Below are 20825 nucleotides of genomic sequence, written 5' to 3'. Positions count from 1 at the left end.
CTGTCACACTCCTTTTAGCCGGCAGCGGTGAAGGTGCCGCGCTCGACGATCATGCGGAAATACTGTCCGGAGGCTGCGGCCTCCATCGCAACGCCAATCGTGCCGCCGGCAGCAGATGCCTTGACCATTGCGCCATTGGAATCGCATGCAAGCACATCACCTGCTGCAATCTCACCGCCCGCAAGCGCAAGGACCATGTCCTTCCATACCACGTCAAGCGGGTCGCCCTGCTGCAAATTCTGGTCGCTGGTGATCGGCACAATACCAACTACCGCATCATTCGAAGTACCCAGTACAAACTGGCCGGACGAAAACTTTACCGCCTTGCCGCGCGGATCCTCAATCGCCGCGCCTGCTTCGCCCTGGAAATAGGGGCTGGTATTTACGGAATCGCCAAAATTCATTTAGAAGCCCTCCTTCTCAACCTGAGCCGCCAGCTCAGGGTTCTGCTGAAATACCCTGTCCAGCGCTTGTGCGTGGGACAGATTGGGATCCGCCTTCATGATCTCAGCAGCCTTTTCATTGGCCTGCTTCATGGCGTCACCCGTGCCGTGGCCTGTCTTGCCGATCTCCGTGAACAGCGCGGACTTTTCAACCGCATCGACCGCTGCATCCATTACACTGATCATCTCATCATAGGCAGATGTGCCCTTGAGGCTCTTGAGTACCGGAATCAGCTCTTCAGGCTTCTTGCCGATCACCTCATACTTCTTGGCCACAGCCGCAAGTTCACGATCCTCCTGCGCATTTACGGCCTTGCGCAGATGCTCCAGCTCTGCTTTGACCGCCGGATGCAGTCCCTTGTAGATGTCGTCCTGCGGCTGGGAATCGCCGCAACTCTTGGCCAGCAACACATCAAACGTCGCCTGCTCCTCCGGGGTCAGTTTGCTCTTGTCGATATTCATTTTGTCACACCTCGCCTTATCGACTTCCGGCTCTGCGGTCAGCTCCGCAGCCGGGCTTTCCTTATTGACAGCCTCGATCATTCCGTCAACAGCCAAACGGAACTGCTCGAGACTTTCTCGCAGCATTTTCTTTTTCTCATCGGCGCTCATGTCACTTTCGAGGATGGATTCAAACGAATCATCCAGCGCATGGCTGTACTGCCACAGCTTCCCGCGCATATCTTCCGTGCTCAGGGTTTGCTCGAATGTACCCGGCGCGCCCTTGGTCAGCCAGTCCACCAGGGACTTAAAAAATCCTTCGCGTGCAGGGGATGCAGGTGCGGACTTGAACAATTCGATGTCCGCGTGCTGATTTGCGCCCTTAGGCACAAAATCAACGCTGGTCAGCTTCATGTTTTTGAGCTTGTTCATGGTTTCTCCTTTCGCAATATAGAGATGTATTGGAAACGGCTATCTTCCGTTTCGAACGATTTCTTGAAACGTCTTTGCCGACTTGGCTACCGGCTCGCGTTCGCCGCGCCCCTCGATGGAAAACATGGTGTATGTACCGTTCTTGATTTTCTCCCATGTCTCATCGTCATCGACATAGAACCCAACCCACCAGCCGAGCGGGACAGTCCCCTCCGGAATACCCATGGCAGTCAACTTATCCGGCGTGAACACGCAGCTTTCAACCAGACGTGCTTTCTTTCGCAAGCCCCGATCGTGCAGTTCTCCGGCATCGCGGAAATCCAGCACATATGCGTATGCCGCCTTTTCAAGTTCCTCCGGATCGATCACATCTCCTTCCAGGTCCTCCACCTGTTTCCCGTCCACAGTTACGGATACATTTGCCCAGCCGAATACCAGCCGCTGGTCACCGTCCGCTTTCAGGATATGAAACACTTTTTGTCACCTCCTCCTCGTAATACACCGCACACCGACAGGATGGATGCGCCGGCGGTGTTCGACGGATGCCGGGATCCTGTAATTTGGTCCGAAACGGAAAATCATCGTCTATCCCGATTTTCATCCCGTCCAATGCGCCGCACACCGGGCACACGCGCTCATCATCCGCGGTGCACCACACTTTGACCGGGCGTGTCATATACCCCTGCTCCTGTGCCTGCTTCACACCCTGATAGGATCCCTGATTATATGCAAAAGACAGCTCCGTTCGGGCGATGTTGTATGCCCTGTATCGGTGCTGTCTTTCTGCGTATTTGATTGCTTGCTCTTGTGCCCGGACTTCTTTCATGCCGGATTCAATCGCATTTTCATAGTATCGCATATTGGCGAGCGATTGGTCTCTTGTCAGACCGATCATGGGGCGGATGACATGCGCAAGGTTATCCGCGCCCAGTCCATCCAACTGCACAGCCCGGTTGATCACCGCCCTTAGTCCTTCCATCTGGGTATCTGTTACTTCCGTGATAAAAGCTGCGGCGCGATTGCGTGTCCACTCTGCGATACCGTCAGCCATAGGATTGAAAATATAACCCTTATAGCGCATTTTGAACTCCGCAGCAGCTTCATCCATGGCCTTGACCCATTCCGGATACAGATATTCCATCACAAATGCCGCGTATTCTTCCCTCCATTGCTCGATATAATCTGCATCCAAATCGCCAGACAGGATTGCCGCGCGAATTTCCTTGTAGGTGATCTCCTTTTTCTGACTATCCCACAGGCGGTATAATACGCGCACAAGCCCCGGCTCATTTGCATCCAGAAAGGACCGTAACTTTGTCAATGCGTTGTTCCGGCGAAATGTTTTCTTGATGATCGCATTCATGCCATATCACCCGGCGACACTGCACCATGCTCTGTCTGGATTGGTTCTGTTGTTCGTCCAATGGAAAGATCCGCAGTGCTGCTTTCCGTTTCCAACCGACTTGGCAGCCCCGCCACACGCCGGACATAATCCTCAATTTGCTCATCCGGTTGGATGATTCCAGACGCAGATACGCGCTGCAAGAACTCTCCGAATACAGCCAGATCCTTATCTTCGATATCTCCATGTACCATGTGCGGATAATCGGTAATCTGCGAAAACGCCTTGCCGTTAAGGTCAATTAGCCGCGGAATGCCTTGGCTATTAAACACATCGCAAATCACATCCAGATATGTACCGACCGCCAGCGCGAATATTTTTGTCTTGCTTGATGCCAATGCAAATGAACCGACCGACTGCTGGCCAAGCATGACAAAGTCAGCCAAAACCGTTGTCGCAATCCGCTTGTCGTATCGCTCAATTACTGCATTGGTATCGATTGCTTTTCCGGTATTCCCGTGAAGCAGTTCCAGCTTCCAGCCTCCCTCGCCGCCCGGCAGCACGATACCCATTTCGCTATCTTGCTTGATACCGGTCACAATGTCACGCGCCCAGCTTAACGCTTCCTGCGATTCCTTATCGTCCGGGTCCCACAGATTCATATTCGGCGGCGTATACAGTACCGGAAAGCCTGCAAGATTTCTTTCAATACCGATTCCCTCTATTTCCTGAATGCGGCTTTTGAAATACCATGACTTGTACGCTGTGCGCAGGATAGAACGCCCTTCCGGATTGTTTTTCACGCTGGTGGTACGGAAGTGGAGCGCTTTTTCCAGCGGTATTGTCAACACGCCAAAGTCCGGCGGCGGCATTTGGGACATGCCAAGCAGCACATCCGTTCCCGGCTTGTATTCCCAACGGAACAAGGTGTCCTGTGCACGGATCGGCAGCTTGCTCCATCCAATCAATCCATCGTCAAACTTGCTTGAGAAATCCGGGTCACGTTTTCGGCCATTCCTGCGCTTATAGCAAATTTCGTGATAGCTCCATCCGTATGTCAGGAAGGACAGGATTTCAGCCAGCGTGTCCTGCCATGTGTTCGCCATGTCATACAGACAGCTCTCTACGAACTCTGCTGCGGCCTTGTCGATGCCGGACGGCCCGCCCGGTTCGATTGTGAAATCCACTTGCCGCATCAGCATCTGGATGGCAAACAGGATGGCCCCGACTGTGTCATCGTTCTCGGACATCTGGTAGTACGTTTGCACACCGCGTGTCCCGCGAAGCTCCGGCAAGAACTCTTCAAAAAACATGCCAGAATATCTGTATTGACCGATGCGTCCATATTCATATTTCAATCGCGGTCACCTCTTCCAATACGATTGTTGCGACGGCACTGTGGTTTTTGGCACAACCACCTGCTGTTTCCCAGTCATGCGCTCCGCAATGCCGGTCGTGGCGTCGGGCGCATCGTCATGCGCGTTCTTGCCCTCTTTTTGGTAGGACTGCATTGCTTTTGCGTATTCCGGCCACCGGTCGCGCCAATTTGCCGGAAAATAAATATGATCCTGCACCCACGTTGCGTTGGTGAGGATCCGTGCGATCTTGTTTTCACTTTGATGGAACCACTCGATGCGGCAGCGGTTGGTGCCCAGCACGCGCAGCTCCCGCTCCACATTGCGGGCAAAGCCCCGGCCGCCGTTGTTGCTCTCGATACGGGCCACGTTACAGCTGTGCGCCGCAAGCCGCCGCGCCGTCTCCGGCTCGGTGGCCTCCATCGGCGCCTTGGTGTAGTACACGTCCAGCACATAGGCCTCGTGATTGTACTCGCCGTAGATGATCGAGCACAGAAAGTCGCTGCCCTGATCGGCGGTATCCGTGTAGTTACTGATGCGGGTAAAGAGCGGCTTGCCGTTTTCGTCCCGCGGAATATCGGTGTAGATCTTGAAACTGCTGTACAGCCTGCCTTTGAGGTCGATCGGCTCCTGCTGGTAGTTGGCGGACGCGATCTCCTCGGACATGGTGCGCACCTTGTCGTCGTAGTCTGCCCGGGTCAGCACCGCGTCGCACAGCATCGTGCCGTCGTCCTGCAGCGCCTTCATCGTGATGTGCTCCGCGTCCGGCCAATGCGCCAGCGCACGGCCTGCCAGGTCGTTGGTCGCCCAGCGTGTCATAATGATGATGATTTTATAGCCGGTCTCGGTTCGTGACAGCATGGTGTCGGTAAACCACTGCCACTGCTTTTCGAGCGTATTCTCGTTGAACGCCTCTTCGGCCTTCTTGATCAGGTCGTCGATAATCAGCTTGCGCGCGCCGAAGCCGGTCGCCGTGCCGCCGGGCGAGGTCGCCAGATAACTCGCATACTGGCCTTCGAGCGCCCACTTACCTGCCGCTGCCTCGCCGTACTTAATGCGGGTGTGAGGAAAAATATCCGAGAACACGGTGCGGTTCGGGTCGAACGCTTCCTCGGCAATGCCGTCGCGCACTGAGCGTGCGAATGTGGTGGACAGTGTCTCGTTATAACTGCCGGTCATGATCTGCTCGCTGGGATCGCGTCCAAACAGCCACTGAGAAAGCAAAACCGCCGTGCGGCTCTTGCCATGACGCGGCGGCATATTGACGACCAGCACTTTGCGGTCGCTCTCGCAGAACGCCTGCAAGCGGGTGCAAAGCTCCTTCAGGTACGGCCGATCCTCCCGATAGAAGTCCGGCGCCATCAGCTTGCAGTACGACCAGAATTCACGCCGGGCAAGTTCCATCCGAGCCGCGCGCCGGATCGCCGGATCAACCATCCGATCCCGCCAGCTTCCGCAGCTCCTCGGTCGTCAGGCCGGCATACGGGTTGACGTCCACACAGCCCGAGTGCTCCAGCTTTTCGATAAATGCACCCGCGGCCTTTGCCCGGAGTTCCGATGCTTTCAGACGGTTCTTTGTCGACTCGTCCTCATCGCGCATGATATCCGTCCAGAAGGTATTGATCTCTTTCATATCGGCAATACGCGGAGTTTCAAGGACTTCTTCGCGATCTGCGATGAACGCCCCAAGTTTCCCCAAGTTTTCGCTACCAATATTTTGGAATGCTTTATCGCTTTTTGCCCTGTACCCGGCGAGACGTGCTGCTTCCGCCGCAGTATATCCCTGCTTGTAGTAATCGATCCACGCTTTTTGTTTTTCTGTCAGTTTTGGCATAGTCTCACCGCCCTTTCTACAAAAGAAAACCGCCCATATTTGAGCGGTGTTGTAAATAAATTTTACCTGCCCCGCCTGACCCCACGTAGGAACGTAGGGCTTCGGCGGGCTCAAGCATTCGGGCAACTTCTCACCCGCACGAATATTCAGGCTTTCACCTGATGGAGCGCCGCACGGGCCTCGAACCCGTCCGCCCAGTTTGGAGGACTGGTATGCTGCCGACTACATCAGCGGCGCGTGTTCCGCCCCGCGATTGCAGGGCGGATATAGGGGGTATATTGGGGAAAGAAAGAAAAAGAGAAAGATTTAGTCTCGGCATCGCCTTTCGGCTTTGCCTAATACCATTGTATCAGGATTCATTCGGCATTTTCGGCGGATTCGCTTTTTCGCAAAAATTCATTGTGCTTTCTGCGCGGATAGCTTTCATCGCTCTCCCCTATGGCAAACGCCACCTGTTGCCAACTCAGGCCATTAACATACCGCAGCGACAGAATCATGCGCATTTGCGCATCCTCAATGCCATTTATGTACCGATTTAGGCGGTTGTACTCGATAACTGACTGCCGCACCTTTAGGTCAATCAGATCGCGCTGTTCGGCAATCAGGATCGCCAGATCGCCAACCTTATCATGCGCACCCGTCACATGTGGCAGACCTGTGATTTTTGCTGTTGATCCGGCCGCTGCCACTTCCAGCTCGGCCAGCTTTCGTTTCTCTTCCGCAATCTCTCGGTTGAGCCAAAGCAGCTGTGACAGTTCCTTTTTGGTCAACTCCATACCTCCAATGCATGTACTGTTTTATGTGAGCCGCGTATTCAGACACCGTAAACGGCCTCCTCCTTACTGATTTGCTCAAACTCGATCACCCACACCCACGGGTTAGCATCCCAGCCACAGGTGGTTCGGTCAGCCGATTTGATTGTATTATCCCACACACTGGAAAACCAGCGTATCGCGTTTTGGTAACTCGCTTCGCAGTCGAAACAGCTCTCCTGACCTCCACACGACATAATACCGCCTGTGCATTCTGGTTGTCCCTCTTGCTGTGCTTCAATTGTAGCTATTTCATGCAACCGCTCTACCCTTACACCCGTCACCCTCAGGAAGATACGGGCAGCTTCGCGCGGCATGTGGATGGATGGTCTCCACCTTCCAACCGCTGAAGGGCTTACAATATAATATTCCGGGTCGAATTTTTCGCATGGCCTGTTCGGGAAATTGAACGACATATCCTCTTTGTATTGATATCCGTCGTACGATTCTTCGTTGACAACCTCGCCAAAAGAGTACTGAGAAACATCAAGAACTGCGTTTCTCCATGTCTCACGCACCCACAGGACATCACCGGGCTGATACGGCGGCCGGACAACTCTTTCTGCGCCTTGAATAGCAAAATAACCTGACCAGCAACTATCCGCTGGCATCGGGACTGGGTGTCCCTCCGGCTGCGGCTTCACAACCCGCCGCGTTACCGTCTTTCGACCTTCGAGAATCGCGCGTGTCATTCCCGTATTGAAAAGAATAGGCTTCATATCCTCACCTCAATGGCCAATAATCGCCGTTCTTGTCTTGCTCGGCAACCATCGGGGACATGCAGTTTACACACGTCGTTTCCAGCAGCCGAGCGTCGATATTGGTATGGTATTTCCATTCCCGACCGCATTCGCAGCGGAAGCGCGCCCGGCGCAAATCCTGCAGCGGCATTGCACCTCCGCACTTTTTGCAGACATAGTCTTCGATTGGTGCCTTGATATTAAATACATGTTCCTCGCCGCAGTGCTCGCACCGTAGGTACAGAAATCCCTTGTAGCCGTCAGGCTTGTCCTGTCTCACATTTACCCCCCCCGATTGATCTGCGTCGTCTTTTTCTGCCGGCCAGCCACACACCGGATTGTTAAATACAGTTGCATGGTCAACGGGCGCGTTTGTCAGCTCATCCTTTTGGAGCACGCTGCGCAGTTTTTGACATAACTCGTCGAAATAGCGGTCCGCTTGCCTTTCCGTCATTTCTATGGTCAAAACCTTTTTCTTGGTTGAGATCCGGATTTTATCCACTTTGTCACCTTCCTGTCTGGTTGAAAAACTCAAACCGTGCCTTTACCATAGGCTGCTCCATTGCCTCATTGATCGACATGCTGTGGTTCTCCGCGAATTTCACTGCATATTGTCCTGCTGGGTTGAGCAGGCAGCCCGTTTCGAGAGGAATGTTCGGTTTACTAAGCTGGACCATCAGCGTCTTTTCTATTTCTTGCAGTTCCCGGTCGTCTCGCTTTTCTTTTTGGTCGCCCAAAATCAGAAATACCAGTGCTTCCTTCACATCCTCCGGCGGCTCTGCGCGCCCGCACTCATATCCGCTCAGCTGCGCGGTACCGAGCCGAAACACCTTGGCCATATGTTTTCAAGCCGAACTGATATGTGGGAAACCCCGCAGGACTTATTTGATGAATTAAACAGCGAATTCCACTTTACGCTTGATGTATGCGCAGTTCAGGGAAATGCAAAGTGTGAGAAGTTTTATACGCCAGATGATGATGGACTGTCTCAGCCGTGGGATGGCGTAGTATGGTGCAATCCTCCATATGGAAGGGACATCGGGAAATGGATACTTACGGCATCGATAGCATCTGGAGCAAGGGGAGCAACGGTTGTTATGCTGTTGCCTGCCCGGACTGACACAAGATGGTTTCACGATTTTATATACCAAAAAGGCCGTGTTGAAGTCCGGTTTTTACGTGGACGGCTGAAGTTTGGTAACAGCAAAAACAGCGCGCCGTTTCCGTCCATGGTCGTAGTATTTAGGCCAACGAGTTAAATTATTTTACAACCGTCAAGTTAAAAAGCGCCACAAACCATGCTGTTTGTGGTCATGTGCCGGGGACATAAGTCTTGTGAATCATCCCCCGCAATGCTTATATCCTCGAATCACTCCGGTGCATGACCATGAGCAGCATATCAAATAAGTACCGCATAATGGACAGCATATTTGATTTCATATTATGGGGACATCTGCCCAAGAAAGGATAAGCCGTATGGAAACTCGGACAAATTACCCGCACATTGATTATCGCACACAGCTGCAGTGGGCCAAAGACGGGAAAATCGTTAACAGCGATTCCGTTGGTATGCGTATGTGGAGCAACGGACATCGCCAACGATCATTTATCTACTTTGCCCCCAGCGACGTACACGATGGAACTGACGAGGAATTGACGGATTTTTTTGCTCCGATCCGCGCCAGACAACGCGATCAACGCGCAGCTGCCCATCAGAGGAAATTAGAAAAAGCGCAGCAGGAACAGGCGCAGGAAATTAAGGATGCACAGATTCAAGCCAACCATTTGCTCGTCCGTAACTTCCTTTCCGATATCGCAGCTCGTTGTGTACCGCCTGTATCTGCCCGCAGCAAAGTGATTGTGCTCGATACAGAAACTACCGGATTAAATCCTACGGATGAGATCTTACAGATCAGCATTATCGACGATAACAGCAACATTCTGCTGGATACGCTTGTCCATCCGTATTATCACAGCACATGGCCTGATGCAGAAAAAATTCACGGCATTACACCTGACATGGCAGCTAATGCCCCATACCCTCACGAACTACTACCTACCATCAAAACAATTTTCTCTGAAACAGTACTTTTGATAGGATACAATCCTGATTTTGACCTTGGATTCCTCCGGAATTGGGGTATTCATCCATCCAATATACAGATTTTTGACGTAATGCAGGATTTTGCAGATTATTATGCTGTGCATGATGACCCTTGCGACGGGAACAGATATCACAAACTCACATTTTGCGCTGATTATTTCGGCTATGCATGGCAGGGATCTGCGCATAACAGTTTGCACGATGCCATGGCAACACTGCACTGCTACAAAAAGCTAATCGTAAGTTAAAGGTTTATAGCACACGGAGACGGTATTACTTGATTATAAAACCCAGACGATAAAACATAGCTCAAAATGCAGAGGAAGTGTGAATAGCGGCTGGGGTAATCCGGTAAAAAATATAAAGGGGAATACAAATTGACAGAGAAATACAATATGGAATTATTGCCTGATACCATCCTGTGCGGTGACAGCCTGAAAATCCTGAAGGAGCTGCCGGACAGCAGCGTACATTGCTGTGTAACATCCCCGCCGTATTACGGCCTGCGTGATTACGGCATGGACGGTCAAATCGGGCAGGAGAATACGCCGGAGCAGTACATAAGCCGGCTGGCAGAGGTGTTCTGTCAGGTAAGGCGCATACTGCGGGCAGACGGCACCCTGTGGCTGAATATAGCAGACAGCTATGCCGGAAGCGGGAAGGGGCGGGACGCGGACGGCAGTCACCGGCAAGGCGGCAAGCAGGGTACCAATCGCGGGACAATAGCCGGTGTGCTGCACAAAGCGCAGCTTCCGTCCGGCTGCAAACCGAAAGACCTGATGGGTATTCCGTGGATGCTGGCCTTCGCACTGCGGCAAGGCGGGTGGTACTGGCGCTCGGACATTATCTGGATGAAAAATAATCCCATGCCGGAAAGTGTGAAAGACCGCCCCACCAGATGCTATGAACACGTTTTTTTGTTCTCAAAATCCCGCCGTTACTTTTATGATGCGGACAGTGTGGCGGAGCCTACGGCAGCATCCACGCCCCGGAACCGCAGGGACGTATGGCAGATCAATAAAGTCCCCTATAAGGGCGCGCACTTTGCTGCTTTCCCTACCAAACTGGCAGAAACCTGCATTGTGGCAGGATGCCCCCCTGCCGGCATCGTGCTTGACCCCTTTTTCGGCAGCGGGACTACCGGTTTAGCCGCCCAACAGCTGGGGAGACACTATATTGGCATAGAACTGAACCCTGCTTTTTGCGGGCTGGCACAGGAACGGCTATCCGGACCGGACAATGACTGAGCGCTGCCGGACGGAACCACAACCACATACGGCCACGGCATTTACTGCCCGTGGTCATGCGTCGGAAACCACAGGCGGACGCTTTCCCCCTTTTTGCCTTTGCCTGTATCCCCCACCAATCCGGCGCATGGCCATGCGCAGTAACGCAGACCCATAAAGGAGGGAGGTAATAAAATGCAGTTTAATTTTGAGATCAGTTCTGCGGAGCAGACGGTCAAGCTGGATGAAAAGACAGGCGGACAGCCGGAACACATCCGGCGTCATATAGAAATGGCGCGCCGCTCATATGTCCTGACAGAGATACGAGCCGCGCGCAAAGCGAAGCATGTTGAGAAGTGAAAAAGAAAGGTGGGGTAAAATGGCGAATATAACACTAAAAGCAGGGGACGCTGCGGCTATCGCCTATACTGAGCCGTCTGGCGACCGCGTGGAGCTTCATTTTAAACCGAAAGAGGCCGACACTGCCCTCTATGCGTTCCAGAACATCATGGAACAGAATCTCGTGCAGGAATTGGTCGTGTCAGATACTGCGCCTGGCTTGGACTATGCCCTGTACCAGAAGTATTGCGATGCTACTGGCTCTGCCAGCCGTCTGGACGAGGATCAGTTTATGGCGCGCTTCCATCACGATACAGCAGGCGGGCGTACAATACATCAGGGTTCAGACGATCCGATAATTGGTGAGAGTGTAGGGTTTGAACATATCCGGCGCATTACCGGCTATCAGGTTGGCGATCTGGACCGGTTCAATAACGCCAAGCGAGCCGAGGTGCAGGATCGCCTGCAGCATGTTGCCGGACATACCCCCGCTTCTCCCCATTCCGGATCTCAAAAGGTCATTGATAGCCCAGAACTATAGGACATCACCTGTCAGCTATGTGCTCGGATGTCAATAAAGTAGTCAAGTATTGCAACCAACAAGGTGACAATCGAGAAAAAATAGCTGAGCATGCTAAAAATCATACTCCAGTTGTGCGAAATCATATTAGCAAGGCCATAAACGCTTCGAAGCATGCCAAATTGCGTTATTCCCAAACTATGCAATATCTCCATAATCATGATGTAATAGTGACCAATCAGCATCATCCCATCTGAAAGCATATCAAGTTGTATGTATTTTTCTCTTCTCTCACGTTGCCAAGCAATAACGCACAACAAGACAACAAAAAAATATATCAAAAAGAATATACTAGCTATCTGAAACAGCAAAGTTTCGTATTTAATAAACCATTGAGAGGCTGTCACAAATTCTAATGGGTAGGCAGAAAGTATTGATTTTATCGGCGAGAACGGTAATACCACTAATATAGTGATTATCCATAGAAGGGTAAATACATAAAAATTTACTTTTCTTATCGCGGGCAGCAGCTTTAATATTCCTTCGAACATGGAAGTCGAACTCCTTATGCTAATACATTTTGCAGCAATCTTTATTGTCGCTTTGTCGTTATCCTGCTTGCTTGGGCGCTATTTCCATATAAAGCGCCAAATTTTTGTAACCTGTGACCCAACCGGCAAAGCCTATCTTCACCGTCTTATCATCCATCTTTCAGACCGGACGAATCTGTCATTCTGTTTTTACTCCAATTATTTTCACGATGATATTGACTTCTTTCTGATGAATGCGGACATAGTTGAATTCCGTCATGGGAAGATGGTGCTACACTGTAGCAACGGCCGGACAGAAATAAACCAGAAATCAATTCTTTATATAGAATTGGAAACAGCGCCACTAACTATATCACGAACATCACAAAAAAATCAATAGGAGGATGATCACACATGAGCAACGCAATTTCCATCAACAACACCGTCCTTATGGGACGCCTTACCCGCGATCCGGAGCTGCGGTATGTCAACGGGGATATCCCCATGTGCTTTTTTAAGCTGGCGGTCGCACGGCAGACCTCCGGTGAAGAGAAAACAGACTTTATCCCCTGCGTGGCATGGCGTGAAAAAGCGAAGTTTGTATCCCAGTGGTTTTCCAAAGGCACATTGGCTGTCGTGATCGGGCAGGTTACCTCCCGTATATGGGCGGACGATCAGGGCGGCAACCACATTGCATTTGAGGTCCTGTGCGACCAGATCCAGTTCGGGGAAACCAGACGCCAACGGGTGGAACGCGAATCTGCGGACAAGCAGGAGGACGCCGCGCGCGGCAGTGTACAGATTATGGCGCTGGATGCAGATACCGGTATGCTTTTGTCCGGCGCAGCCTATGACCTGTACCACGCGGACGGCACGCCTGTCCGTCGCAACATTTCGGGGACGGACAGCGGCGCGCATATCGTTGGCCTGCCCGCCGGGGAGTACATCATCACAGAGATTGCAGCCCCCGCGCACTACTCTCCTGCGGCGCGCTCGGTCACAGCGTCTGTCAGGCCGGGCGAGGACTGTGTGATCAGCATACTGCATACCGCACAGGCAGCGCCCCCTGCGGCGGAGCCTGCGCCAGCCGCTGTGTACAGCATCCCCGAGGGGGTTCCGGACGATGACACGGGTTCCCCCATCTGACCGCCGCGCCCATATCCGTGTGTTCCAATGGAACACACGGATACCCTTGTATGACAGAGGTAACCATGAGCAAAGAGGAATTGGAACATCTGAGGAGCCTGAACCGTGAACTGGAGCATGACCTGCGGCGGCTGCACGAACTGGAATCCGCCGTTTCCGGCCGCACTTCTTCCATATCCGGTCTGCCGCATATCGGCGTTTTGCAGGATAATGTCAGCCTGTACATATCCATTATAGACGAACTGAAACGGGTCATCATGGACCGCGTGCTCGAAAGTATTCTGGAGTATGCCAAGCTCAACGCATTTATCAATGGGATAGAAGACCCCCTGCTGCGGCAGATATTGCTTTACCGCTATGTAGATAATCTGCAGTGGCGTCAGATCGCCGCACGGGTCGGCGGGGACAATACCGCCAGCAGCGTCCGCAAGATCGCGGAACGATACTTAAAAACATTGCCGCAAGACACATCAAAAGCGATATGAAAAGAGGTGCTTCAAATGTCCGGATTTACAATGGGGTGCAGCTATGCCCTGCGCAGCAAAGGCCTGTCCCTTGCAGCCAAGGGGTTGTACCTTGTCATATCGTCGTTCTGCGGTATGCCGGGATGGCGGCTCTCCAAGTCCCAGCTGGTGCAGTTCTGCGAAAGCCGCTATGCACTGGAAAAAGCGTGGCATGACCTACTGGAAGCCGGATATTTGAAGCACCGCTTTTCCCAGACTGGCAACAGCGGCGCATTTGTCCATACATATGACCTGCTGCAGATGCCGGAGGATTCCCCTGCATATCAGTATGCCGCGCCGTCCGGGCGCACGGGCGGGGACTGCCGTTTCCACCCCGCCGGCGATACCATGCGCGATTTTACCCGTATCCCCAATGCCGTGCTGCGCAGCAAAACCATCCCTTTGGCAGTCAAAGGGCTTTTCGGCGTGGTTTTACATCTGACACAGATCCCGCATTTCCACCTGAACCCGGAGGGCGTGCGCGCGTTTTGCGCGGAACGCCTGAAACGCTTTTCCTCGGTATGGCGCGCGCTGAAGCTCAGCGGCCTGCTCAAGCAGCACCGCTACCCCACGGGGCCGGAGGACGGTTTTTCCTATCAGTATGAGCTGCTGGCGGAACCGGACAAGGAAACCCCGTATCTTACGAACCATCATGCGGACGGCACGGTATCCACTGCAAAAACGATTGCGGAGTATTTAAGTCATGCGGGGAAGAAGCTGCGCGCACTGCGCCGCGCCTGCACCCAGCCGGCGCACACGCGCGGTTCCAATGCCGCTGCATCCATTCCTGCTAAGACGTCAAAAACGCCGTATGCGCCGTCCCAAGCGGAAATAGAAGCCGTGCGGCGGCGCATTGACGCGGACCGTCTGGAATGGCAGTATGACGCTGGGCTTGTAGGTATGGCAGCGGGCGCGCTGGCGGAGATCGAAAACGCGCCGGAACTTACGGTCAGCAAACGCAGCGTTCCCCTTGCCGAGCGCGCGCCGCTGGCGTCCGGCTGCACCTATGCGGATATGGCGTCCTTCCTCAGCACGAAAATAGACCTGTCCCGCGCCGGCAACCCTGCCGCCTATCTGCGCGCGGTGCTATTGAAATGGATGCAGGAGCGCGCGTCCGCGGGGAATCAGCGCGCCAAGCCGCTCAGCGACTGGGAGCAGGAGTGGCTGGAGCGGATCAAAGATGTACGCCGCCAGCGTCTTGCTGCGGAAGCCGAACAAAAAAATACAAGCACGACCTGACAGCCGTACCAGCGTTTATGCAGTACGGCTTATGGCCGTGCTTTTTTTCTGCCCAAAACCGGGGAATGCCGCCGTCCCGGCGCGGGATCTGCGGTTTGCACAGCCCCGCACGCGCCCCTGACACACCATACGCCTGTTTTCGGGGGGTGGTAGAAAAGAGGGGCAATGGTATTAGGGCTGTATGCGGTTCAGGCAGGATGCAATTTGTCTTAAAACAATAAAATATCCTTCATTTATACCTGTTTAATTATATTTCTGATAACAATACCGGTATGAACGGCAAGCCGAAAAAAACTTTCTTTTTCCCTGCAACTTGTCCGCTTTGTCCACCCTGCCTGTGATAATCTGTATACTGGGCGGAAGCCCACGGGCAGCGCCCGACGGGACGCGCCCGCAAAGAGCATCCAAATGGCTGGATGCTCTTTTTTTGTGCTAAAAAAGGAGGTTGCAGCGTCATGGGCAGAGTAAACGAATGGGCGGTCAACAGGGAAAGCGACGGGATTGTATACTGCTTCGCAGACGGCACAACACAGGTGGTCCGTCTGGAGGACTACCTGCGTGAAAACCCGGAATACACCGCAGAGGACTTCCGGCAGATCAAGGAAATCTCGGACGGCATGTTCTTTGAACAACATCAAACAGATTATCGCTACGGCTACATGAAAACCGATGCAGATTTTGACGATGTAGCCGCCGCGCTGCCGGCGTCAGATCCTGAGCCGTGTACAGCGCTGCTGCAGCGGGAACAGCGCCGGCTCGCAGTCCGTGCGGCGCTCCTGCTGCTGCACAGCGGCGGGCTGACCCCAGCGCAGAAAGAACGGTTCATAGATTATTTCCTGCGCGGGAAATCCATTGCGGAAATCGCCCGCAAAAATAATATCCAGCGCCCAAGCGCTTGGGAAAGCGTTCACAGGCTGGGCGAACTGTTATCCTCCGGCACCGCCATCTGAAAATAAAGCATATTGTCCGCAGTATGTTTTTATTTTAATATGCCGCCAGTGCGAAACTGGCAGAAAGGAAAATTGATATGGCAAAATTCACACCAGACCAGCTCAAAGAGCAAATGGAGCAGACAGTCCGCCGTTTCCGCGAATCACCGGAAAGCTGGATGCAGTTCCTCGACACAGCGGCAAGGCTGTACAAGTACGATTTCCCCTCGCAGGTCATGATCTTCAACCAGCGGCCGGACGCCACCGCCTGCGCCGGCCTGCCGTTCTGGAACAACCGCACGCTGCGCAGGATAGCGCGCGATTCATCCGGCATCGGCATTGTGCAGCGCCGTGCGGATGGGCAGGAACAGGTGCAGTACCTGTTTGATATTTCAGATACCCTCCCCCGGCGGGATAACATCCCGCCGCCGTACATTTGGGAGATGCGCGCAGACGCGCAGGACGCCGTACTGGATAACCTGTCCGCGCAGTCCGGTGAAGATACCCGTTTACTGGACAGCTTTTCTGATAACCTGTTTATCGCGGCGCAGAACCAGGCGTTCCATGACGCGGGCAGCATCACGCAGGACCTTGATTTTATCCGTGCGGCAGTGGCGTCCGCCGCCTACTGCGTGCTGCGCCGGTGCGGCATAGACCCCGCGCCTTATGTCCGCTTTATCCCAACCGGCGGGTTTTCAACCGCAGACCTGCACCGCTTGGGTTCTGTAACCCAACAGTCCGTTAAAACCGTATTATCGTCCGTTGAGCAGACAATGAAACACTTGGACGGGTGTAAACTTTTTCGATTTACAACGCGAAACCGTATTGCGAGACAGGGCGCGGGGGTGTATAATAAGGATACGGAAAAAGACCGGCAGCTTACGGAAGGAGATGGGCAAAATGACCGAAGGAATGCAGGGCCAGACCGCGCAGGCCGAAACGGAGGAGATCACCTACTACACAGGGACGGACGGGAAAAAATACCCGGACAAGACGCCGAAGGAGTACGGGCCGTTCGGGCAGGAGCACCTGAGGTATCTCATGAAGAACGACCCGGAATCCTATCAGGATATGGTGGTGAAAGGGACGCTGACCCAGTATCTAAACGAGATCGCGGAGAACGCGGAGAAGGAAATGGAGCAGCTCATCCAGGCGCAGGCGGAACAGGATGGGACGGACGAAAACCTGAAACGGACAGACCCCATGAGATGGGTGAGGCTGATGAACAACTACCGCCACTGCGCGCTGGAGATCGTGCGGCAGGACTGGATTTACTGTTAAATGATAATGAAAAAGGGAAAGCGACAGAGTTGAAAAAACCTGCTGCTTTCCCTTTTTCTGACGAACCGCCCGCGGTTCAGCTTTCGCTGATGCCGGAGGAAATGCCTGCGCAGGATGTGTTCCATCGGAACACGCAGCCCGCCGCTGCGGATGTGTTCCAGTCGAACACGCAAACCGCTGCCGAAGATGTGTTCCAGTCGAACACACAGCCAACCGCCGAAGATGTGTTCCAGCAGAACACGCAACCAGCCGCCGAAGATGTGTTCCATCGGAACACACAGTCTGGCCGGCATGAATTTACGCAGGCGGAAATAGACCATGTGCTGCGGCTCGGCAGCAACACAGACCGCCACCGCGAATGTATCATTGCAGCCTTTGAAAAGCAGAAACCCATCGGCGGGATTGCAGCCGATCTGCAAACCATCTACCACGGCGGTAACGGTTTTTCCATCGGCGCGGAAAGGTTTGCCGCATGGTATGACAGGGACGGTGTCCATCTTTCCCGCGGGCGCTCCGCACGGTATGACGCCGGGGCGTATCTCATCCCATGGGAACAGGCGGCGAAACGGATCGGACATCTTATAGAAACTGGACAGTTTGCCACCAATGCCGAGGTCGCGGAAGCCGAGGGATACGAACGCCGACAGCTTTCGGAAAAAATCTGGTTCCTTTATCATGACTTCGGCAAAAATGCACAAGGCTATCTGCCCAGCCTGTCTGGAATACGGCGAAACAATTATCCGGAAGAAACCGCATGGCTCGCGGAACAACTGAAAAGTCCAGAATTTCTCCGGACGTTCACAGAGGAATATGCCGCGTTCCTGTCCGCCTATGACCTGAACCATGACCTGCTGCGGTTTCGGCATCATACCCCTAGGGACATCATGGATGGTCTGCATGATCTATCCCTGCCCCGCAGGACTTTTGCTTCGGGAATGACGAAAATCCCGGAGATCGGCCGGTTTATCACAGACGATGAAATTGATGTTTCCCTTTCGGGCGGTGGAAACGTCGCAGGCGGGAAAAACCGTATCTACGCCTTCTTCCAGCAGGGACACTCTGCGAAAGAGCAGAAAGACTTCCTGCAGGAGGAATATGGCATCGGCGGGCGATCCCACGCGCTGTCCGGCTCTTCCCACAGTTGGGAAGATTATGACGGAAAAGGGATTCATTATAGAAAAAACGGCTGCCCGGATATCCACCTCACATGGGAACATACCGCGAAACGCATTGCCGCGCTGGTGCAGAACAACCGGTATCTGTCCGCAGAAGCACAGGCTGCTGCTGATAAGGTGCGCGAGGAGAACGCGCTGGCGGAACAGGAGGAAATGGCTGCGCCTTCTGTGCCAGAGGACAAGACAGACCATGCAGTTTCGCCCATCATGCCCCAAACGCCGGAGGAAAATCCATATGAGCCGGACAGCATCCCCTATATCATCTGCGAATGGAGTGAAAGCCCCGTATTTGAAGATGGGAAACGGTATTCCATCCATGAGTTTGACCGCCTGATGAAGCAGGCGGATGACGAACAGGTTGCAGGGAAAAACGCCGCTTTGAAAAAACATGGCACATGGGAGGACTGGTACGAAGCGGACGATCCTGAAAACGAGCGGTTTCTTGGCTATGATAAAACCAAATTTACTATCGTTATGCCTGATGGGCAGACCTATACGGAGCGGCAGGATATTGGCGATGGCGATGGCGGGGTGCTGGATTTCCTGAGCCGGTATCCCCAATACCAAAGCATCCTGCCGCAGCTGCGCGAGGCGTCCATTGTATCCCCTACACCGGATAAAGCAACCATTGAGCAGGGTGCGGGACAAGAGCAGCCCGCACCCCGCGCATCCGCGAAACCGCAGAAAGACTTCAGCTTTGAGTACCAGCTTTTAGACCGGCTGCGCGCAGACTGCGAATATTTCCTCGGCGGCGGGCAGCGGAACGAAAGGCACTTATGGGCAGGGACTGTCCGTGAACAGATTGCAAAAATGCGGGAACTGTATCACGCTTTGCCGGAGAAACCGGACTGGCTGACAGAGGACGCGATCAGCAGCTATGAGCGCCGCATGGCTCCGCGCTATCAGGTAATAGTTTATCACCGCACAGAAAACGGTTTTGATGAAAAGCCGGAGTATCAGACGCAGGAGGAGGCAGAACGCATTGCACAGGCGTATATTCGCGGAAGTATGGAAACCGGCGGGCTTGCCTATGACGGCGCTGCCGTCTATGACTTAAAGGAAAAGCAATATCTTCGCATTTACGGCGTTTTTCCCGACCGGCTTGCACAGGCTCAGGTCAGCGTTGAGCGTGACGATGTGTTCCAAGCGAACACGCAGACCACCCCTGCGGATGTGTTCCAATCGAACACACAGCCTGCCGCTGAAGATGTGTTCCAGTCGAACACACAGCCTGCCGCTAAAGATGAAATGGCCGCGCCCTCTATGCCGGAGAGACGGACAGGCCATGTGATTCCGCCCGCCACGCCCCAAACGCCGGTGGAAAATCCATATGAGCCGGACAGCGTCCCCTATATCATCTGCGAATGGAGCGAAAGCCCCGTATTTGAAGATGGGAAACGGTATTCCATCTATGAGTTTGACCGCCTGATGAAGCAGGCGGATGACGAACAGGTTGCAGGGAAAAACGCCGCTTTGAAAAAATATGGCACATGGGAGGACTGGTACGAAGCGGATGATCCTGAAAACGCGAGGTTTCTTGGCTATGATAAAACCAAATTTACTATCGTTATGCCTGATGGGCAAACATATACGGAGCGGCAGGATATTGGTGATGGTGATGGTGGGGTACTGGATTTCCTGAGCCGGTATCCCCAATACCAAAGCATCCTGCAGATATTGCAGCAGGCTGCTGCCGCAGACCCCTCGCGCGATGTGTTCCAGTCGAACACGCAGCCCACCGCTGAAGATGTGTTCCAATCGAACACACAGCCTGCTGCCGACGATGTGTTCCGACGGAACACATCGGAAAGCGCCGCGCCCAAACGGACGGCGCGGACGGTAAAAGAGATTTATGACCAATACCTGCCAGTGATTAAAGAAAAGGTCATGGCTGACGCTGCCTATCAAAATGCCTGCATGAATTCAGACGAGGAAAATGCCCGTATTGAAGCGGATGCTGCAACACGGCGCGCGGCGGTGAGTGTCGGGGATACCGAGTTCCTCCGGCTTTATTATGACCTAAGTTCTTTCCATAACCGTCTGCATAAAGCGGTGTTTGATGAAACCTATCCTGCCCTGCACGCAAGCGCAGAACAGCCCGTTTCATCTGATGATGTGTTCCAAGGGAACACATTGGAGGAAGCCGTGCAGGCTGCTGCCGCAGACCCTTCACGTGATGTGTTCCAAGGGAACACACTGGAAGAAGCCGTGCAGGCTGCTGCCGCAGACCCTTCACGTGATGTGTTCCAAGGGAACACACTGGAAGAAGCCGTGCAGGCTGCTGCCGGAGACCCTTCGCGTGATGTGTTCCAAGGGAACACACTGGAGGAAGCCGTGCAGGCTGCTGCCGCAGACCCTTCACGTGATGTGTTCCAAGGGAACACACTGGAAGAAGCCGTGCAGGCTGCTGCCGCAGACCCTTCACGTGATGTGT

General features: G+C 53.6%; 23 protein-coding genes and 1 tRNA gene. 11 read left to right on the top strand and 13 right to left on the bottom strand.

Annotated features, from left to right (window positions below; genetic code table 11):
- Positions 1-14 precede the first annotated feature (14 nt).
- The 12 genes from ACTQ34_RS10750 to ACTQ34_RS10695 all read right to left on the bottom strand — a co-directional run bounded on the left by ACTQ34_RS10750 (position 15) and on the right by ACTQ34_RS10695 (position 8238).
- Positions 15-404 (bottom strand): capsid cement protein, encoded by a 390-nt coding sequence (locus ACTQ34_RS10750; protein ID WP_441363809.1) that lies wholly within the window; start codon positions 402-404, stop codon positions 15-17.
- On the bottom strand, positions 405-1316 hold the full coding sequence (locus tag ACTQ34_RS10745) for a hypothetical protein (RefSeq protein ID WP_441363808.1): 912 nt from the start codon (positions 1314-1316) through the stop codon (positions 405-407).
- Between the two features lie 39 nt (positions 1317-1355).
- On the bottom strand, positions 1356-1790 hold the full coding sequence (locus ACTQ34_RS10740) for an XkdF-like putative serine protease domain-containing protein (protein WP_441363807.1): 435 nt from the start codon (positions 1788-1790) through the stop codon (positions 1356-1358).
- A complete protein-coding gene (locus ACTQ34_RS10735) occupies positions 1762-2679 on the bottom strand; it encodes a phage minor head protein (RefSeq protein ID WP_441363806.1) in 918 nt (305 codons plus the stop codon). Before ACTQ34_RS10735 ends, ACTQ34_RS10740 begins: the two co-directional genes overlap by 29 nt.
- Positions 2676-4016, bottom strand: coding sequence for a phage portal protein family protein (locus ACTQ34_RS10730; RefSeq protein ID WP_441363805.1), 1341 nt, complete (start codon positions 4014-4016; stop codon positions 2676-2678). The genes ACTQ34_RS10735 and ACTQ34_RS10730 overlap by 4 nt, the downstream gene beginning before the upstream one ends.
- A 6-nt stretch (positions 4017-4022) precedes the next feature.
- Entirely contained in the window at positions 4023-5450 is a 1428-nt protein-coding gene (gene terL / locus ACTQ34_RS10725; protein WP_441363804.1) for a phage terminase large subunit, read from the bottom strand.
- Positions 5443-5847 carry a terminase small subunit gene (locus ACTQ34_RS10720; RefSeq protein WP_441363803.1) on the bottom strand — a complete coding sequence of 135 codons (405 nt, stop codon included), beginning with the start codon at positions 5845-5847 and terminating at the stop codon, positions 5443-5445. Before ACTQ34_RS10720 ends, terL begins: the two co-directional genes overlap by 8 nt.
- A gap of 162 nt (positions 5848-6009) precedes the next feature.
- Positions 6010-6084, bottom strand: a tRNA-Gly gene (locus ACTQ34_RS10715).
- Between the two features lie 119 nt (positions 6085-6203).
- Positions 6204-6617 (bottom strand): DUF1492 domain-containing protein, encoded by a 414-nt coding sequence (locus ACTQ34_RS10710; protein ID WP_441363802.1) that lies wholly within the window; start codon positions 6615-6617, stop codon positions 6204-6206.
- A 44-nt stretch (positions 6618-6661) separates the two neighbouring features.
- Positions 6662-7378, bottom strand: coding sequence for a hypothetical protein (locus tag ACTQ34_RS10705; protein WP_441363801.1), 717 nt, complete (start codon positions 7376-7378; stop codon positions 6662-6664).
- Between the two features lie 4 nt (positions 7379-7382).
- Positions 7383-7901, bottom strand: coding sequence for a hypothetical protein (locus ACTQ34_RS10700; RefSeq protein WP_441363800.1), 519 nt, complete (start codon positions 7899-7901; stop codon positions 7383-7385).
- 4 nt (positions 7902-7905) lie between these two features.
- Positions 7906-8238, bottom strand: a complete 333-nt coding sequence (locus tag ACTQ34_RS10695; protein ID WP_441363799.1) for a hypothetical protein — start codon at positions 8236-8238, stop codon at positions 7906-7908.
- Here ACTQ34_RS10695 and ACTQ34_RS10690 point away from each other — a divergent pair, their 5' ends adjacent.
- From ACTQ34_RS10690 to ACTQ34_RS10670, 5 genes are all read left to right on the top strand, one after another.
- Positions 8239-8658, top strand: coding sequence for a DNA N-6-adenine-methyltransferase (locus ACTQ34_RS10690; protein WP_441363798.1), 420 nt, complete (start codon positions 8239-8241; stop codon positions 8656-8658).
- A 217-nt stretch (positions 8659-8875) separates the two neighbouring features.
- Positions 8876-9751 carry a 3'-5' exonuclease gene (locus tag ACTQ34_RS10685; protein ID WP_441363797.1) on the top strand — a complete coding sequence of 292 codons (876 nt, stop codon included), beginning with the start codon at positions 8876-8878 and terminating at the stop codon, positions 9749-9751.
- Positions 9752-9898: 147 nt separating this feature from the next.
- Positions 9899-10750 carry a DNA-methyltransferase gene (locus ACTQ34_RS10680; RefSeq protein ID WP_441363832.1) on the top strand — a complete coding sequence of 284 codons (852 nt, stop codon included), beginning with the start codon at positions 9899-9901 and terminating at the stop codon, positions 10748-10750.
- 174 nt (positions 10751-10924) lie between these two features.
- On the top strand, positions 10925-11089 hold the full coding sequence (locus ACTQ34_RS10675) for a hypothetical protein (protein ID WP_441363796.1): 165 nt from the start codon (positions 10925-10927) through the stop codon (positions 11087-11089).
- 19 nt (positions 11090-11108) lie between these two features.
- A complete protein-coding gene (locus ACTQ34_RS10670) occupies positions 11109-11609 on the top strand; it encodes a hypothetical protein (protein ID WP_441363795.1) in 501 nt (166 codons plus the stop codon).
- An 11-nt stretch (positions 11610-11620) separates the two neighbouring features.
- Here ACTQ34_RS10670 and ACTQ34_RS10665 read toward each other — a convergent pair whose 3' ends face one another.
- On the bottom strand, positions 11621-12139 hold the full coding sequence (locus tag ACTQ34_RS10665) for a hypothetical protein (RefSeq protein ID WP_441363794.1): 519 nt from the start codon (positions 12137-12139) through the stop codon (positions 11621-11623).
- A gap of 393 nt (positions 12140-12532) precedes the next feature.
- Here ACTQ34_RS10665 and ssb point away from each other — a divergent pair, with 393 nt between their 5' ends.
- The 6 genes from ssb to ACTQ34_RS10635 all read left to right on the top strand — a co-directional run.
- Positions 12533-13264: a single-stranded DNA-binding protein gene (ssb, locus tag ACTQ34_RS10660; protein ID WP_441363793.1), complete on the top strand. Its 732-nt coding sequence runs from the start codon at positions 12533-12535 to the stop codon at positions 13262-13264.
- A gap of 50 nt (positions 13265-13314) precedes the next feature.
- Positions 13315-13749 (top strand): hypothetical protein, encoded by a 435-nt coding sequence (locus ACTQ34_RS10655; RefSeq protein ID WP_441363792.1) that lies wholly within the window; start codon positions 13315-13317, stop codon positions 13747-13749.
- A gap of 15 nt (positions 13750-13764) precedes the next feature.
- Positions 13765-15006 (top strand): hypothetical protein, encoded by a 1242-nt coding sequence (locus ACTQ34_RS10650; RefSeq protein ID WP_441363791.1) that lies wholly within the window; start codon positions 13765-13767, stop codon positions 15004-15006.
- Positions 15007-15461: 455 nt separating this feature from the next.
- On the top strand, positions 15462-15956 hold the full coding sequence (locus tag ACTQ34_RS10645; protein ID WP_441363790.1) for a hypothetical protein: 495 nt from the start codon (positions 15462-15464) through the stop codon (positions 15954-15956).
- A gap of 870 nt (positions 15957-16826) precedes the next feature.
- Entirely contained in the window at positions 16827-17216 is a 390-nt protein-coding gene (locus ACTQ34_RS10640; protein WP_441363789.1) for a TnpV protein, read from the top strand.
- Positions 17144-20825 (top strand): LPD25 domain-containing protein (locus ACTQ34_RS10635; RefSeq protein ID WP_441363788.1); only part of this gene is annotated, 3682 nt, incomplete at its 3' end. The genes ACTQ34_RS10640 and ACTQ34_RS10635, both read left to right, overlap by 73 nt.

Origin of the sequence: Agathobaculum sp. LCP25S3_E8, from assembly GCF_052117165.1 — a bacterium.
GTDB lineage: Bacteria > Bacillota > Clostridia > Oscillospirales > Butyricicoccaceae > Agathobaculum.
The sequence above is the reverse complement of the archived record's forward strand: the minus strand, read 5'-3'. Positions and strand labels throughout refer to the sequence as shown.